This window comes from Planktothrix sp. (genome assembly GCF_046067725.1).
GTDB lineage: Bacteria > Cyanobacteriota > Cyanobacteriia > Cyanobacteriales > Microcoleaceae > Planktothrix.
In genome coordinates this window covers 1-15,617 of the sequence record NZ_JBJUDF010000183.1, presented here as the reverse complement: position 1 = coordinate 15,617, position 15,617 = coordinate 1, and the positions used below count along the sequence as shown (strand labels likewise).

The 15,617-nt window shown below is 39.3% G+C and carries 17 protein-coding genes and 1 pseudogene; 11 read left to right on the top strand and 7 right to left on the bottom strand.

All coding sequences use genetic code 11. The features are described 5' to 3' along the window. Nucleotides 1–175: 175 nt before the first annotated feature. The 6 genes from ACKPEB_RS11265 to mdh all read left to right on the top strand — a co-directional run bounded on the left by ACKPEB_RS11265 (nucleotide 176) and on the right by mdh (nucleotide 5,036). A complete protein-coding gene (locus tag ACKPEB_RS11265) occupies nucleotides 176–1,333 on the top strand; it encodes a hypothetical protein (RefSeq protein WP_408964987.1) in 1,158 nt (385 codons plus the stop codon). 52 nt (nucleotides 1,334–1,385) lie between these two features. Further along, nucleotides 1,386–2,114, top strand: coding sequence for an MORN repeat-containing protein (locus ACKPEB_RS11260; protein ID WP_408964986.1), 729 nt, complete (start codon nucleotides 1,386–1,388; stop codon nucleotides 2,112–2,114). A 234-nt stretch (nucleotides 2,115–2,348) separates the two neighbouring features. Further along, the gene (locus tag ACKPEB_RS11255) at nucleotides 2,349–2,579 is read left to right on the top strand and encodes a photosystem I reaction center subunit IV (RefSeq protein ID WP_408964985.1); all 231 of its coding nucleotides are present in this window, start codon (nucleotides 2,349–2,351) and stop codon (nucleotides 2,577–2,579) included. A gap of 91 nt (nucleotides 2,580–2,670) precedes the next feature. Further along, nucleotides 2,671–3,576: a DNA-formamidopyrimidine glycosylase gene (locus tag ACKPEB_RS11250; RefSeq protein WP_408964984.1), complete on the top strand. Its 906-nt coding sequence runs from the start codon at nucleotides 2,671–2,673 to the stop codon at nucleotides 3,574–3,576. A gap of 78 nt (nucleotides 3,577–3,654) precedes the next feature. Continuing rightward, nucleotides 3,655–3,873, top strand: a complete 219-nt coding sequence (locus ACKPEB_RS11245) for an NAD(P)H-quinone oxidoreductase subunit O (RefSeq protein WP_408964983.1) — start codon at nucleotides 3,655–3,657, stop codon at nucleotides 3,871–3,873. 191 nt (nucleotides 3,874–4,064) lie between these two features. Then, nucleotides 4,065–5,036, top strand: a complete 972-nt coding sequence (mdh, locus tag ACKPEB_RS11240) for a malate dehydrogenase (protein WP_408964982.1) — start codon at nucleotides 4,065–4,067, stop codon at nucleotides 5,034–5,036. A 114-nt stretch (nucleotides 5,037–5,150) separates the two neighbouring features. Here mdh and ACKPEB_RS11235 read toward each other — a convergent pair whose 3' ends face one another. Further along, the gene (locus ACKPEB_RS11235) at nucleotides 5,151–6,110 is read right to left on the bottom strand and encodes a DUF362 domain-containing protein (protein ID WP_408964981.1); all 960 of its coding nucleotides are present in this window, start codon (nucleotides 6,108–6,110) and stop codon (nucleotides 5,151–5,153) included. 56 nt (nucleotides 6,111–6,166) lie between these two features. Next, a complete protein-coding gene (locus tag ACKPEB_RS11230) occupies nucleotides 6,167–6,487 on the bottom strand; it encodes a hypothetical protein (protein ID WP_408964980.1) in 321 nt (106 codons plus the stop codon). Nucleotides 6,488–6,709: 222 nt separating this feature from the next. Between ACKPEB_RS11230 and ACKPEB_RS11225 the strand changes: the two genes are divergently transcribed. Both ACKPEB_RS11225 and ACKPEB_RS11220 read left to right on the top strand, forming a co-directional pair. Next, entirely contained in the window at nucleotides 6,710–7,330 is a 621-nt protein-coding gene (locus ACKPEB_RS11225; protein ID WP_408964979.1) for a Uma2 family endonuclease, read from the top strand. Between the two features lie 10 nt (nucleotides 7,331–7,340). Further along, on the top strand, nucleotides 7,341–8,270 hold the full coding sequence (locus tag ACKPEB_RS11220; RefSeq protein WP_408964978.1) for a 2-hydroxyacid dehydrogenase: 930 nt from the start codon (nucleotides 7,341–7,343) through the stop codon (nucleotides 8,268–8,270). A 19-nt stretch (nucleotides 8,271–8,289) separates the two neighbouring features. On the opposite strand, the pseudogene ACKPEB_RS11215 reads toward ACKPEB_RS11220, so the two are convergent. After that, nucleotides 8,290–8,847 (bottom strand): annotated as a pseudogene (locus tag ACKPEB_RS11215) (Uma2 family endonuclease). A gap of 161 nt (nucleotides 8,848–9,008) precedes the next feature. Next, complete coding sequence (locus ACKPEB_RS11210) at nucleotides 9,009–10,574, bottom strand: cytochrome P450 (protein ID WP_408964977.1); 1,566 nt, start codon at nucleotides 10,572–10,574, stop codon at nucleotides 9,009–9,011. A gap of 152 nt (nucleotides 10,575–10,726) precedes the next feature. On the opposite strand from ACKPEB_RS11210, the gene ACKPEB_RS11205 reads away from it, so the two are divergent. After that, nucleotides 10,727–10,909 (top strand): hypothetical protein, encoded by a 183-nt coding sequence (locus tag ACKPEB_RS11205; RefSeq protein WP_408964976.1) that lies wholly within the window; start codon nucleotides 10,727–10,729, stop codon nucleotides 10,907–10,909. Between the two features lie 227 nt (nucleotides 10,910–11,136). Here the strand turns inward: ACKPEB_RS11205 and ACKPEB_RS11200 are convergent, their stop codons facing one another. Further along, on the bottom strand, nucleotides 11,137–11,394 hold the full coding sequence (locus ACKPEB_RS11200) for a cytotoxic translational repressor of toxin-antitoxin stability system (RefSeq protein ID WP_408964974.1): 258 nt from the start codon (nucleotides 11,392–11,394) through the stop codon (nucleotides 11,137–11,139). A 10-nt stretch (nucleotides 11,395–11,404) separates the two neighbouring features. Further along, entirely contained in the window at nucleotides 11,405–11,677 is a 273-nt protein-coding gene (locus tag ACKPEB_RS11195; protein ID WP_408964973.1) for a hypothetical protein, read from the bottom strand. 235 nt (nucleotides 11,678–11,912) lie between these two features. On the opposite strand from ACKPEB_RS11195, the gene ACKPEB_RS11190 reads away from it, so the two are divergent. Next, nucleotides 11,913–13,037, top strand: a complete 1,125-nt coding sequence (locus ACKPEB_RS11190) for a DNA cytosine methyltransferase (RefSeq protein WP_408964972.1) — start codon at nucleotides 11,913–11,915, stop codon at nucleotides 13,035–13,037. Nucleotides 13,038–13,375: 338 nt separating this feature from the next. After that, nucleotides 13,376–15,370, top strand: a complete 1,995-nt coding sequence (locus ACKPEB_RS11185) for an N-6 DNA methylase (protein ID WP_408964971.1) — start codon at nucleotides 13,376–13,378, stop codon at nucleotides 15,368–15,370. Here the strand turns inward: ACKPEB_RS11185 and ACKPEB_RS11180 are convergent. After that, the coding region (locus ACKPEB_RS11180) for a hypothetical protein (protein ID WP_408964970.1) at nucleotides 15,371–15,617 on the bottom strand (247 nt) is incomplete at its 5' end. It lies immediately after the preceding gene.

The following is a 15,617-nucleotide window of genomic DNA, read 5'->3' as shown; positions in this document are numbered from 1 at the left end:
GCAAGCTTGTGGAGAGGATGTAAGACTCGTTAGTGCTTGCACTGAAAAGCATTCTTCTATGAAACAAGAATCCCCCGTCGAGCGCGCAAGCTTGACGGGGGAGTGTCAATGAAGTTGATTCGGATTAAGATTGGGTATCCTTAAATTAATATCAACTGTGTTTTGGGGACTAGCAATGCGTCAACTTTGGTTTCTGATCTCCATCGGTATTTTCACAGTTGGGCTTGCAGGATGCGGTACACCACCCGAAGACACCACCGCGACCTCTAGCCCAACGGCATCTCCTGGGGCGGCTCCAGGGGCTTCGGCTTCCCCTGGAGCAGAAGTTTCACCTCAACCTAATGCAACTCCCACTCCGGGTCAAGTTGCCCCCTTTAAAGACCCTTTAGTCAAAGAGGGCTCTAATGTCGCTACAGGTGCGGGTTTAATTCAATCCACCAATCCCGAAGAACGGTTAAACCTCCTGGGGAAACGTCCCACCGCTACACCTGTAGCACCTGCAACAACAACGGTTCCTGGTTCTACGGTTGCTGATCCGTTTGCTGTATTACCTCCTTTGATTGTACAAACGACTCCCAATATCGGAGAAGCACCCGAACCCCCGGAACAAGTAACTCGTGCTGTGCCAGATTTACCCAAGTTACCAGAGGCTGAACCTCCGCTTCCTTGGAGAAATATCAGTATTAGTATTCCCTCCCCTCAAACGGGTAATCCTAATACTGGCTTTACACCCCCAACCGGTCAGGGTAGGGCTGCTAGTCCCAATCAGACTAGAACCGCCCCGATGAATTCTACACCCATATCCCCCAATAGGAATCTCACGGGTAGTCCTGCTAACCCGGTTTCTCCTAACACCCAGACAACAGCACCCAGACGTCAAACGGTTGCTCCTCGAAGAACTGTACCGACCTTACCGAATTTACCTATTGCCCAAGTTCCTGATTTACCTCCTCTGCCGAATACAACCCCTCCCACTGCTTGGCGTGATCCCAATCCACCACCCAAGCCCGTCGTGCAACCGTTAACCCCTCCACCGCCCTCGACGGATTTAGCTCAGGGTATGGAAGTGACGGGAATATTACAAGTAGGGAATCAAACGAAAGTGATTCTCAAAGCTCCCACCGAACCGACCAGTCGCTATGTGAATGTGGGACAGCGTGTCTCTAATGGTCAAGTTCTGGTTAAAGGAGTCAAATTTGATAGTGGAGGTGAACCGATTGTAATTTTTGAACAAAATGGCATCGAGATTGCTAAATCTGTGGGTGCAATTAATCCACCCCCTAATCAACCAATGAATAATATTAGTCTGCAACCTGCTCGTGCGATGAGTTAGTCCGGTGTCATGTTTAACAGTTTGTAGAAATTTTTCACTCCTTGGAGTAACCATGTTGTGTTCGATGCGAAAACTGAGTTCTTTAACCGTAATTTTATCAACATTAGCACTCGCTATTGAGATTGCTCATCCACTGGCTGCTATTGCACAACAACCTGAAGGTAAGCGTCCTCCTGTTTGTGAAGGACAGTTACCGACTGGAAAAGTGAAGTGTAACTATGAGGGAGGCGATAACTATCAGGGAGATTTTGTTAATGGTAAACCTGAAGGACGTGGCATTTACGTTTACGCCAATCGCGATCGCTATGAAGGGCAATTCCGTAATGGTTTACCCAATGGACAAGGAGTGTTTATTTTTGCTGATGATGCCCGTGTGATTGGGGTGTTTAAAGATGGCAATATTACTCAAGGAACGGTAATTTTTGCTAATGGCGATCGCTATATTGGTACGTTTAAACTGGTGCGAGAGGTTGGTGGCGGTGCCATCAGTAGTCAACCCAGTGGTCGAGGGCAATTTATTTATGCCAATGGCGATCGCTATGAAGGAGAATTCTTTGCTGGATCTCCCTTTGGTCAAGGGGTCTTTACCCGCAAAAATGGCAGTCGCTGTCAAGGACAGTTTTTTAATCAAGACCTTGATGGGAAAGGCACTTGTACCTTTGCGAATGGAACTCGCTATGAGGGAGAATTTCGAGGAGGGATTCCTCATGGTCAAGGAACGATTATTGATGCTCAAGGTAAGCGTTTTCCCGGGTCTTTCCGCGAGGGCAAAAAACTGTAAATGTCATTGTAGAACAGGACTTTCTTCAGAACTTCTTTAAAAATTGTTAAGTTTTGTAAATAAACCTAAATAAACTTGACATTTTAATTTTTATGTGTTAGATGGAGGCGATAGTAAAACGCAGTTAGCAATAAAACTTAAAGACTAAAATCAACCTAGACAACCGATCCAGTAGTACCCTGAACATTAAACGTCTTTATCCGTTCTTTTCATTAAAAAGGGGAAGATAAACCAATGGTTGAACGTGGTTCTAAAGTTCGCATCCTACGCAAAGAGTCCTACTGGTTTCAAGAAGTGGGTACAGTGGCTTCTGTCGATAAAAGTGGTATCAAATACCCAGTTATCGTTCGCTTTGATAAAGTGAACTATGCTGGGATCAACACCAACAACTTTTCCTTATCCGAAGTGGTAGAAGTTGCAGGTGCTCCTAAAGATGCGGGTACAAAAGCCAAAAAAGGCTCTTAAACTCCTAACAAAGCTTGCATATCGCAAATTTATTGGGAAAAGTTCAACTCGTGTCGGCGATCAAAACCAAAGCACCGAAGGAAATTAGTCAGTGCCGGAACTACCGGAAGTTGAAACCGTTCGCCAAGGTCTTAATCAAGTGACCTTGAACCAAGAGATAGTGGGTGGGGAGGTGTTGTTAAAGCGCACTCTCGCCTACCCTTTTTCTGTGGATGAATTTTTGCAGAATTTAACGGGAATGGCGATCGCACAATGGCATCGCCGAGGTAAATATTTATTAGCAGAATTAGTCAAATTAGACTTAGAAAAAAACCCTGGAGGCTGGTTAGGAGTTCATCTACGAATGACCGGTCAATTGTTATGGGTAAACCCAGAAGATCCGTTGCAAAAACACACTCGCATTCGCTTATTTTTGGGTAAAAATCGAGAGTTAAGATTTGTAGATCAACGGACATTTGGGCAGATGTGGTGGGTTCCTCCTGAGCAAAAGATTTCCAATATTATGACTGGATTAAAGAATTTAGGGCCAGAACCGTTTGCGCCGGAATTTTCCGTTGAATATTTACAGGAACAGTTTAAAAAACGTCAACGCCCAATTAAATCAGCCCTTTTAGATCAAACCTTAGTAGCGGGAGTCGGGAATATTTATGCGGATGAAGCGTTATTTTTAAGTGGAATTGCCCCTACAACTCCTTGCACAGCCTTAAGGCGTCCCCAACTAGAAGCCTTAAAAAGTCATATGATTCAAGTGTTAGAAAAAAGTATTCAAGCTGGGGGGACAACCATTCGCAACTTCCTCAACGTTCAAGGGGTGAATGGCAACTATGGTGGCACGGCTTGGGTTTACAACCGGACGGGAGAACCCTGTCGCATCTGTGAAACCCCCATTGAACGCTTAAAACTGGCGGGACGGTCTGCTCATTTCTGTCCTCAATGTCAAGGGGAGAGGGAACAGGGAATTACAAATTACGAATTACGAATTACGAATGGGGAATAGGGAAATAAGGTAGAAAATCAAGGCGATAAACGCTTAAAATTTTGACAAGCTTCTATCATTACTTTAAGTTAACGAGCTATGACAATTAAAAAAGGTGACTTTGTTCATGCAGTTCGGGAAAAGCTAGAAAATAGCTTAGAGGCAAAAGCCAGTGATACTCGGTTTTCTCCTTATCTTTTTGAAACCAAAGGGGAAATCATGGAACTGCGGGGAGACTATGCTTTAGTAAAATTTGGGCAAGTTCCTACGCCCAATATTTGGTTACGACTTGACCAACTCGAACCCGCCCAATCATAACTGCTCAGAGGGGGGATAGATCTTAATTGTTTTTAGACAATAAAAGCGGAACAATTAAAGTAGGTGGGTAGGAATCAACCTCAAAAAATCCCTTCTAGGGTTCGTCAGTCAAGGCATGAACCCTAGAAATGGAATTTTTGAGAAAAATCAAGCCTTCAAATCCTACTATTTTGAGTTGAGAAAATCCAATTATGCTATCTACTCCATTTTTCCCCCCCTCTTGTCATTCCACACAAGTTTCAATTATTGGCGCTGGTAAAGTAGGCAGTACCCTCGCCCAACGAATTGTTGAACAAAATATTGCTAATGTTGTTTTATTAGATGTTTTAGAAGGAGTTCCTCAAGGAATTGCCTTAGATTTAATGCAAGCGGGTGCGGTTGAACGTCATGATCGGCAAGTAATGGGTACTAATAATTATGCAGATACGGCAGCTTCGGATATTGTTGTAATTACGGCTGGAAAACCTCGAATTCCAGGGATGAGTCGAGAGGATTTAATTAGTATTAATGCCAAAATTGTAGCGGAGGCTGCAAAAAATTCTATTGAATATTCTCCCAACGCGGTGTTGATTATTGTCACGAATCCTCTGGATATTATGACTTATGTTGCGTGGAAAGTTACCCAAGTTGAACCCTATCGAATTATGGGGATGGCTGGGGTTTTAGATTCGGCGCGATTTGAAGCTTTTTTAGGCATAGAGTTAGGAATGTCTGTGGCGAATATTGATGCTATCGTATTAGGAAGTCATGGGGATTTAATGGTTCCTTTACCTCGTTATACAACGATTAATGGTATTCCAATTACAGAATTAATTGAGCCAAAAACGATTGAAACCATTGTTGAACGTACCCGTCAAGGGGGAGGAGAAATTGTTCAATTATTAAAAACGGGAGGAGCTTATTTTGCGCCAGCTTCTTCTGTAAGAATTATGGTTGAATCGATTTTACGTCAACAATCAAGATTATTACCCACCTGTTGTTATTTGCAAGGAGAATATGGTTTGAATGATATTTTCCTGGGTGTTCCGGCTTGGTTAGGATGTCGAGGAGTTGAACGAGTTTTAGAATTAGAGTTAACTCCATCGGAACATGAAGCGTTAATGAAATGTGCAGAATCGGTTCGAGGTGGAATTAATCAAGCATTAGAAATATTGAACGTTTGAAATTTGTAGGGGCGGGGTCTTCCCGCCCAGACTCAATTATAACTAATAACTAACAACTGTTTTGATTCTAAATTTATCGTAAGGGCGAGGAGACCTCGCCCCTACAACTGATTACTATTTTTGGCTATAAGCGGCTATGGGTTCTTTAATCCAGCGAATATAAAGATGTCGTAAGGTTGATTTTAAGACACGAGGGGCACCAAAATCGATGGGAACTAAAACATCTGGTAATTTCCAATTGGAAACTTGTAATTCTTGGGGTGTTAATAAAGGATAGTGAATATCTGTTAATTCAGGACATAATCCTAATCGTTGAGACGCAGTAATAGTGGGAATTAAACTCGGATTAACTTGCAGAATCTCAACCATAGTTCTATCGAGGGAAAAAACATGATCAGAAGCGGCTAAAATCCCTAATTCACGGGGTTGACCTTTCACCGGGCCATTACCTTCATGACCCATAATGCCATCTAAAATCGTTAAATTAGGGTTAATCGCTCTTGCGGTTTCAACTAACATTTCTCCAAAACGATTCACATCTTTTCCCGCTTCTAAATGCCACCAAGCTTTCATTTTTCCAGGGACACAACCAAAGAGGTTTTTAACTCCCATCGTCAGGGTAAGTTGAGCGTGGGATTTAACTTTGGGTAAATTAATCACCACATCGGCTTCCATCGCTTCTTTACTTAAGCGCAAATGATCAAACCCTTCACTAACAGTTTGATAGCGTTTTCCGTGAAATTCTACAATGGGTAAATTTAACGATTCAATTAAAGGTAAATAGCCATTAGCACGGGCGACCCCGAAAGCACTTCCAAAGGCGGGACTATCCCCTAAAAACGGTTTTCCTCCCGCCTCGATCACCTGTTGAGCGACCACCGCCACTAATTCGGGTCGGGTAACGCATTCTTGGGTGGGGCGACTTCCCGTTAATAAATTGGGTTTGAGAAGAACGCGATCGCCCGGTTTCACAAAAGCCGCCATTCCGCCCCAGGGTTCCAGCAATGTTGTTAAAGAGGTTTCTAAGGTTTTAGGGTGATAAGAATGAGCCCGAATTAAAGACACAGTTGACATAAATCTGGAATCCTATAGGGTGATTTCATCTATGCAATATGATGGCAGGAATTTAATTATTCATCAACTTTAAAACGACCCGCCGCCCCTCGATGCAGGGCTGTTACCCGTTGAGAATTTAGGAAGACTCCCTCTCCGGCTAGTTCCAGAATGGGAGGTTTAAACTCGACTTTTTCCACTTTACTCATATTGATCACAACAGTCTGATCCGCTAGTTGAAAACTCAGCCAGGATTGATTTAAGAGTTGGGAAAGCAGGGGGGCTAATTCTGTTGATGCAATGGGAATGCTAAAGGTTTCATCATGGCCATTGTCATAATAAAAGGTGATTTGCGTTGTTGTGGTCGCATTAAAGGCGGCAAAAGACCCTTTGGGCATCGGTAAATTTCTCCTAAATGGGGCAATTTCGCAAAGGAATAACCTTTACTTAAGATATAGCAGGGAATAGCGGAACAGGGAATAAAGAAAAAAAGATTTTACAGCCCTTGATCCGACTATCAGCTTAGGTTAATTATGGTATTCCCACTACTTAAATCCTAACCTTTCCAGCGATGAGGTAACATACAATAAAGGTTATTTTGTACCAATTTTTTTGATCAAATGTCTAAATCTCCTCATCCTGGTAATATCTTTCTGGAAAATGTCCCTTGGCAGGATTTAGAAACGATTCTTTTTAAACGGCAAAAAAATGGAGAAACTCTACTCGCTTATGATCATGGGCGTTTGGAACTGATTACGCCTTCCCCTCTCCATCAAGAGTATCGAGAACTATTAGAAGAATTTGTGATCGCCTTATTGGATTTATATAATATTAATTATCGGGGTTTAGGTTCAGCATTATGGCAACGCCGGGATTTAAAAATTAGTTTAGAAGTGGATAGTTGTTTCTATATTCAAAATTTGCCTGCGATTGAAAAAATATTAACCATCAGTTTACCAGAAAACCCTCCCCCAGATTTAGTATTAGAAATTGATTTAACTTACAAATCTCTCTCTCGACGTTCTCTTTATGCTCGTTTAGGAATTCCCGAAGTTTGGCGGTGTGATGAAAACAAACTTAAAATTTATCAATTAAACGCAGGAGAATATCAACAAATTTATCGCAGTTTAGTGTTTCCTGAAATAGAATTAGAATATTTACCCCAGATTATTAAAAATAATATTAAATCCGGTCGAGCAACGGTACGTCGGGAATTTAAAAAATGGTTAATGACGGTTTAGAGGATTAGGAATGACATTACTATTATTAGGTGAATTTGAAAATCCTGAAATTTGGATTTCAGCCCTCAAAACTTATCAACCTGAATTAAAAATAGAAGTTTATCCTAATTTTACCAATTCATCAGAAATCAATGCGGTTTTAGCCTGGATGCCCCCCTTGGGAGTGATTGAACAATTTCCCAATTTAAAAGTTATTATCTCAACAGGGGCTGGTGTAGATCATATTCTACGAGATCCAAATTTACCTGCTAATATTCCCATTGTGCGGTTAGTCGATGGCTCTTTAACCTCGCAAATGTCGGAATATATTTTATTAGCTGTTTTGCAGTATCATCGTCAATTTATAACTTATAAAACCCAACAAAATCAAGGGTTATGGCAAGGATTATCTCCTAGAAATACGGCTAATTGTACCGTTGGAATTCTAGGCTTAGGGGTTTTAGGTTTAGATATTGCTCAAAAATTAAAGATGATGGGGTTTGCGGTGAGAGGTTGGAGTCGAACCCCGAAAGTTTTAGATAAGATTAATTGTTTTTCGGGTGAGGAAGAATTTAAGTTATTTTTAAGTGAATGTGAGGTATTAGTTTGTTTGTTACCCTTAACGCCAGAAACCGAAGGAATTTTAAATCAAAATACCTTTTCAGCTTTACCTCAAGGAGCCTATTTAATTAATGTAGCTAGGGGTAAACATTTAGTAGAAGAAGATTTATTAAATGCTTTAAAATCCGGTCAACTTTCCGGTGCTTGTTTGGATGTTTTTCAAATTGAACCCTTACCCAAAGATCATCTCTTTTGGACACATCCTAAAATTATCATTACCCCCCATATTGCGGCGAAAACCATACCCGCTTGTGTGGCACCTCAAATTATTGACGCGATTAATAAAAGTCAAGCTGGATTATTATTAAATCATACCGTTGATGTATCCAGAGGATATTAATTGACTAGATACAATGATTTCAAATAATCCCGGCTTGTTGAAAAACTTGCTGGGGGGTAAATTGCAATCCTTCTAATAAATTATCCGTTAAAATTGCCTCATCTCGTTTTGTTTGAGGCGGTGCATCGGGATAAAAAATAGTAATGGTTTTAGCTTTCAGGTCAACAACCCAAACCCTCAACACTCCAGCATTGAGATAATCAATGGCTTTTTCACTCATTTGACCAAAGGTTTGATCCGGTGAGATAATTTCAATCACTAATTCAGGGGGAACTGGACAAGCTTCATCAATAAATCTTTCCAAAGGAAGACGACTATAGGAAATATAAAGTAAATCAGGAATGGGAACCCAATCTCGATTATTTTTTTTCAGAATAACTGCCCATTCTATGCCGATTTATCCTTGATTTTGACACCATTGGTTTAAAAGGGTACACAGCGTAACAGTAAGTCGAGAATGAAAACGTTTGGGTGCTATTTTGGGAACTGCTTCTCCATTAATCAATTCATAGTTTAAGTCGGTTTCAGGAAGGGTGAGAAATTCATCTAGGGTGAGTGGAGTTTTGAGTGTTACCATCTGTTGATTACTCAAATAAGTTTAATAGTTGGAAACAGAAAAGCTGTTAACATCTTACTATAGCAATCCTATTTAATTTACCGTAGGGGCAATTCATGAATTGCCCCTACGGTAAGGGTTTGAGTCATAGAGGTGATTACAACCTATTTAGACTTGCTATATCACTTTGAAAGACTGGGTAGAACTTCTCTGGATTGAAATCGTAATGGCATCTGATCTTTTGGGTAAATCAACAAATTCTGCTGTAAATCCTCTAAAGATGAACGACCGTTAACCAACTCCCAATTAAAATGTCGGAGCAGTTGAGCTAACATCACAGTTGCTTCTAGCATCGCCAAATGTTCCCCCAGACAGCGATGAGCACCTGACCCAAAATCAATCATAGGTAATGAAAGGCTACCTTTATTTTCTTCCAGCCAACGTTCAGGGAGAAATTGTTCAGGTTGAGGATAGGTTTCAGCATCCCTTCCCGCACCGAGCATTGACCAAGATACTTTTGTTCCTTTAGGAATAGTAATCCCCTCAATCACAGTCTCTTTTATAGCTTCTAACGGACTAGAACCCGATGCAACGGAATAAAGCCGCAGTGTTTCTTTGACAATAGCTCGCAGATAAGTGAGTTCTTTCAGACTTTCGATTGAAATCGAGCCATGCTTTTCCCATACTTGATCTACAAGGGTTTGAGCCTTTTGGAAAACCTCTGGATGCAACGCTAATTCACCCACTGTGAAAGATAATGTATGGGCTGTGGTATCAGTCCCCGCAATCAGGAGTTCAATCATTTCTGCAATCAGGGTTTCCTTTGTATAGCGAGGTTCTTTTGTAGCGATTTTAACCAACATTGATTCAGTAAATAAAGGAGTTAGGGAAACAGACTCAATCGGCTGAGAGTCCCTCAGTTGCAAAGCCAGGTCTACGCGAGGCACTAGAAATTGTTCAACATAGCGTCTGGCTGACCAGTAATCACGAGACGATGGTGTCGGTAAATATTTCATCCACAGCTTTTCACCCGTCGCCACCCGCAGAAGTCGATAGGTAATCACGGACATCGCCTCATAGACTTTTTGAACATCCAGGGGAGGCCCTTCGGAGGTCGGAATTTTGGGATCAACTGGAATGCCTAATACTAAGCAAGCAATGACACGCATGGTCAATTCTACAAACAGGGGATCAACCGGAATTGTTTCTGAGGGATCGGAGTCTTCAATTTTTGCTGTAATTTGAGAACAGGCTTGCTGAACAACGTTGATATACTGTGAAATTGCACTGGACGTAAATTCAGGATTCCAAACTTTGCGACGCCATTGCCATTCTGATCCAGTTTGTCCGAGTAAAATGGGGCCACTCATATCGTTCCAAGCTCGACTAATCCGGTGAGCCCGAATTAAGCTACCGTCTCTCATTCCATTAATAATGGTACTTTCAATAGCTGAGGGCTTGCTTAAAATCAGAACAGGATAATCTGCCCAATAAACATACATGGAACCATACTGTTGACTCCAATCAAACATCAGTTTAAATAATTGCTTTTTTTTAACCGCCTCTAAAATTTGAGGAATATTGCCAAATAGCAAGTGTCTAGGGGGAGAAGGTAGGGATTTGAGAGGCTGATAGCGCTTTCTTTTTTCCCAATAGCGCCAGCCTAGTATTCCTAAGAGGGTTAGGAAAATTACAGTCAGAATTAAGGGTAGAGAAACCCAAATCAAAGCATTACTGAATAAAAGCATAAGTTCACATTGCAAAACGATTGAGCTAATCCATATATAGCAAGTCTAAATAGGTTGTAATCATCTCTATGACTCAAACCCTTACCGGAGGGGCAATTCATGAATTGCCCCTACCACAAATCAAATAGGATTGCTATAACTATAACTATAAAATGAATGAGGGGAAAACGTATCAAGAAATCAAGGCTTTCCATAATTGCATTATTAAAAAATGGGTAGAGTCAGGTAAATCAGCCGAAGACTTTTTAGAAACGGGGTCTAAATTAGTAATAATTTTAGACAATGCTAGTTTTCATAAAAAGAAAGAAATTTTAGAAAAAATTGAGATTTGCTAAGGGAATTAAATCGCAAGCGTGAGTAGGTACAATCATTTCTTTCGTTAAACAGGTTAGGGTTAAGTCTTAAAACTCCAACCTTTGACAAGTCAGCGAGGCTGTTGTGCGAACTGTCTCAATATTAAAGACAGAAACTCGAAATGACGCTATCCTGAAGTTCAATTTTGAACTAGCTGAAAGTTGGGAAAAAACCTGTACTTTTGGCTAGGTATCTACATCCCCCATCTCTATAAATGAGGTTTGGGTAAAATCCGAACGAATTTAACAATTTGACCCGTCACTTCAATTCCGATTAAATAATCTTCTAAGGTAAATCGATAAAAAATAGCGCTGGAGCCTAACGGTTTAAGTTCCGGTAAGTCTTTAAGATGTTTAATATCTTTAAATTCAACAAATACAAAATGATAGACCTTAGAATAAGCAACGGGTTCTAAGCTTATCAGGTCATGGATAAATGATCGACCGTAGCGGACATCAAGGGTCACGATGGGTTACTCAGTGATTGATCTTGGGAAAAGGACGATAGTTGGGTTGGTCAGGTTCTGGATGGGTGGTACTGGATCGACTATACTCAAAATCGAGCAGTTCCAGGGCTTCCTCATAGGTTAAGGAGTCCCCTGGCTTCAGGGTTTCCTTCGCTTCTTCAATGGCTTTGAGCATATAACGATCATAAAATAAGGCTTGCAAAGATTTCCATGCTTTTCCCAAGTCTTCCTCAGAGATCCGATCAATTAAGTAATGCAATTTTTTTCTAAGAGGATTCATCATTTTTAGTTTCCCTGCTTAAATGGATTTAGGAATTTTAATTAATATTTTAGCAGATTAGAGATTTTTGAGGATATAGTTTTTAGCTTAAAATGCGATCGCATCTTCTCTATTTAAACCCTTCAGCTTGAAATCTTATATGAGCAGAACGAAGTTAAATTTTTACCCTACTGTTAAAATTTAATTTTAAGGATTATAATTAATCCTGTTAGTGATTGTAGGAACTATAACTCAAAAAATGAAAACTTTTATTGATTTGTTTTGTGGGGCTGGCGGAATATCTTGTGGATTAGAAATGGCAGGATTTAACTGTCTATTAGGAATCGATTTTGACAAATCCTCCTTAGAAACTTTCCAATTTAACCATCCGAATTCCAAAGCAATATTAGGAGATTTACGAGAAATAACCGTAAAAACAATTCAAACCGCCATTAGCAACCAGAATATTGATTTAATTTGTGGGGGGCCACCCTGTCAAGGATTTTCAACCATTGGTGCAAATGATAAAAAAGATCACCGTAATTTTCTGTTTTTTGAATTTTTGCGGATGGTTGAAGCGTTCCAACCTAATTTTATTCTCATGGAAAATGTTACAGGTTTATTAGCGAGACGGAATGAAAGTACATTGGCTTTAATTATTAATAGTTTTAACCAATTAGGCTATACCGTCGATGTTAGGGTATTATCAGCCCATCATTATGGTGTTCCTCAAGCGAGACGACGCACTATTTTATTAGGAAATCGTTTTGGCGTGAGTAACATTTATCCTGAAAAAAAATTTAAAGATTCCGAAGATGATTCTAATTCTTTACCTTTACCTCATACGGTGGGATGGGCTTTTAATAACTTATTAGAGTTTGAAGGAAAAACCTTTAATCATAATTTAGAAACGGCTCAAATCAAAAATGAATTAGAACGACAAAGGATTCATTATATTCCTGAAGGTAAAGGAATTCGCTATGAACGGGATCAGTTAGCTTATCTTCCTCCTCATTTATGGTTTGACGTTGATTGGAAAAAAATTCGAGAAGAACGGTTTCGAGAAACTAAGTTAAAACGTTTAGATCGTCACCAATATTCCGGTACAATTAATACCAATAAAACCACTTACTATCATCCCACAGAAGATCGTTATCTCACTCCTAGAGAAGCAGCAGCAATACAATCTTTCCCCCCTAATTATATTTTTCTAGGGACATTATCTCAACAATGGCGACAAATTGGGAATGCAGTTCCTCCCTTATTAGCTGCATCTGTTGGAGAAGAAATTTTAAAGTTAGATCAACTAAAAAATAAGCTCAAAAAAGCTAATTTTATACCGGATCTAAATACCGTTCGTTCTCAAGCTTTTAGTTATAAATAAAAAACAACGAATAACATAATAAAATTTAGGTAGTAACATCAATAAAATTTCATTCATTAATGTTATACTAAAACTATTAATTTTTGTAACAATTTTTATTTTGAAGTCGTCGCCCGTCACACACCTTAACAATACTGACGTCCCTCCTTGCGGTAGGCTATATCAAGTGACTTTATTTGCTTGTATTATTTCTTGTGCTATGCGATTATTCTTGGGTAAGCTTCAAAAAAAACAATGGCTTCTGAAAAATTAGATATCGTTGACGGAAACATATTTAACTGTTATATTAATTATCATATATTTCGTTTTTAGCTAAAAATAGATCGTATTAATCAAGTATGCCAAAACGTTCAGTTAAAGCCGATGTTAGGCAGTTATCATTAATTTTAGGCATAGGTACGCCTAAAGAGATATTTAGAAGCCTTCGTAATTATTTAGCTGGTCAGTTTGTTGGTGCAACTCGTGATGAAAGTCTTTTAGAAGAGATTCTTAAATGCTTATTTTGCAAGCTTTATATTGAGTTAGGGTTGGCTTCCTTTCCTAAATTTGAGAGCGATTTAGCAAATTACGCACAAATTATTCAATCTATCTTTATACAAGTCCAGGGAGATTTTCCCGATATTTACAATTCAAATTCTAAAATCATCTTAGAACCTGAAGCAATTTATAGAGTTATTAATGATTGTTCATTTTCATTAATTGATTCAACCAGTGATCCAATTGGTGATGCGTTTGAAGTTTTTGTAGGTAGTGAATCACAAAGTCGCTCTGGTCAGTTTTTTACGCCTCGTTCTGTGACCGATTTATTGGTTAAAGCAATCGATCCAAAACCCGGCGAATTAATTATTGATCCTGCCTGTGGTGCTGGTGGATTTTTGACTTCAGTTGCTCGTTATTGGCATGAAAAAGGAATGTCTACGGAAGAACTTTCTAAATTTGCTACTGATAATTTTTTTGGAATTGATAAAGATGAATATTTAGTTAATCTAGCCAAGCTTCACATCTCTTTGTTAACAGGTGGGCATCCCAATATTCTGTGTGGAGATAGTCTGGCATTACAAAGTAATCTTTCCTCCATTCGGAAGAAAGCAGAAACAGAAGGCTTTGATGTACTTTTAGCAAATCCGCCTTTTGGTGTCCGTATTGTTGCAGCTAAACCTGAAGTATTAGATCAATTCCTATTAGCTCGTAAATGGAAATTCTATTCTGATCTAGAAAAATGGTGTCCAACAACAGAAATAAAGACTCAAGTACCTCCACAGGTTCTGTTTGTTGAAAGATGTCTTTCTTTATTGAAACCAGGGGGAAGAATGGGAATTGTTCTTCCTGAAAGTATTTTGTCGAATAAGTCTTATAGATACGTTGTTGAATATATTTTAGAAAAAAGTAGTATTCAAGCTGTAATTGGGATGCCTGAAGCATTATTTAAGACTTCAGGAAAAGGCGGTACACATACAAAAACTTGCCTTTTAATTGCAGAAAAAAAAGCAAAACAACAGTCAGAGCAAAAGAATAAGATTTTTATGGCTGAGGCTAAGTGGTGCGGTCAAGATTCTCGCGCCCGTACTATTTCTAACAATGATCTACCCTACATCAGAGATAATTTGAGCCTTTTCAAACAAAATAAAACCTTTAATCAATCGGATTTAGGTTTCATTATCGATGCAGATTCAGTTCAATCAAATGTATTATGTCCTAGATATTACGATCCTCAAGTTAATGACCGTTTAATATCTTTAGAAAACACCCATACCTTACTAATTTTCGGACAACTTGTTAAGGATGGGATTTTAAAAGTTTCTACAGGAGATGAACTAGGCAAACTCTCCTATGGGACTGGAGATATTCCCTTTATCCGAACTTCTGACCTTAGTAACTGGGAGTTAAAAGCAGATCCTAAACATGGAGTTGATCGACAAATATTTGAATCCCTTAAAAAGAAACAAGATGTTCAAGTCAATGATATTTTAATGGTTAAAGATGGTACTTATTTGATTGGAACTTGTGCGATTGTAACCGAGTATGATCGGGAAATTATTTATCAAAGCCATTTATATAAAATTCGGATAATGCTGAATAATTTAGGTTTAAATCCATTCCTTTTGTTAGCTGTTCTGAGTTCACCAGTTGTTCAACGTCAAATTAAGTCTAAACAGTTCACACAAGATATTATTGATAGTCTTGGTGAAAGGATTAATGAACTTGTTCTACCAATTCCTAAATCTGAGGAACTGTGTCAGGAAATTACAGAAATGGTTAGAACAGTGATTAATGACCGTGTTGAAGCTAGAGAACTTGCAAAAAAAGCTAGGTTAGCTGTTGCAGGCTTATAGTTATGCCAAACCTTCATTCTCATAGTTATGGGTGATCCGCTTTAGTAAAGTTCGGACTTCTTCCAGACTCCTATTACCTTGAATTCTATTACCATCGGCAGAGATCCAAGCTATATTTTCCGGTGTGTGACCAGAGGCAATACTGTTTGAATCATCAAGCTTTAGAGGGTTAAGATGCCCGACTTGGAAGTTGGATTTTCCGTGAGTAGGGTTCATTAGTTCCTCTTTAAAATCTTGAAAAACAAGC

Bases quoted from the DNA above. Each gene is read 5' to 3' on its own strand.
- ACKPEB_RS11265 (WP_408964987.1), top strand. From the start codon at position 176: ATGCGTCAACTTTGGTTTCTGATCTCCATCGGTATTTTCACAGTTGGG.
- ACKPEB_RS11260 (WP_408964986.1), top strand. From the start codon at position 1,386: ATGTTGTGTTCGATGCGAAAACTGAGTTCTTTAACCGTAATTTTATCA.
- ACKPEB_RS11255 (WP_408964985.1), top strand. From the start codon at position 2,349: ATGGTTGAACGTGGTTCTAAAGTTCGCATCCTACGCAAAGAGTCCTAC.
- ACKPEB_RS11245 (WP_408964983.1), top strand. From the start codon at position 3,655: ATGACAATTAAAAAAGGTGACTTTGTTCATGCAGTTCGGGAAAAGCTA.
- mdh (WP_408964982.1), top strand. From the start codon at position 4,065: ATGCTATCTACTCCATTTTTCCCCCCCTCTTGTCATTCCACACAAGTT.
- ACKPEB_RS11235 (WP_408964981.1), bottom strand. From the start codon at position 6,110: ATGTCAACTGTGTCTTTAATTCGGGCTCATTCTTATCACCCTAAAACC.
- ACKPEB_RS11230 (WP_408964980.1), bottom strand. From the start codon at position 6,487: ATGCCCAAAGGGTCTTTTGCCGCCTTTAATGCGACCACAACAACGCAA.
- ACKPEB_RS11225 (WP_408964979.1), top strand. From the start codon at position 6,710: ATGTCTAAATCTCCTCATCCTGGTAATATCTTTCTGGAAAATGTCCCT.
- ACKPEB_RS11220 (WP_408964978.1), top strand. From the start codon at position 7,341: ATGACATTACTATTATTAGGTGAATTTGAAAATCCTGAAATTTGGATT.
- ACKPEB_RS11210 (WP_408964977.1), bottom strand. From the start codon at position 10,574: ATGCTTTTATTCAGTAATGCTTTGATTTGGGTTTCTCTACCCTTAATT.
- ACKPEB_RS11205 (WP_408964976.1), top strand. From the start codon at position 10,727: ATGAATGAGGGGAAAACGTATCAAGAAATCAAGGCTTTCCATAATTGC.
- ACKPEB_RS11195 (WP_408964973.1), bottom strand. From the start codon at position 11,677: ATGATGAATCCTCTTAGAAAAAAATTGCATTACTTAATTGATCGGATC.
- ACKPEB_RS11190 (WP_408964972.1), top strand. From the start codon at position 11,913: ATGAAAACTTTTATTGATTTGTTTTGTGGGGCTGGCGGAATATCTTGT.
- ACKPEB_RS11185 (WP_408964971.1), top strand. From the start codon at position 13,376: ATGCCAAAACGTTCAGTTAAAGCCGATGTTAGGCAGTTATCATTAATT.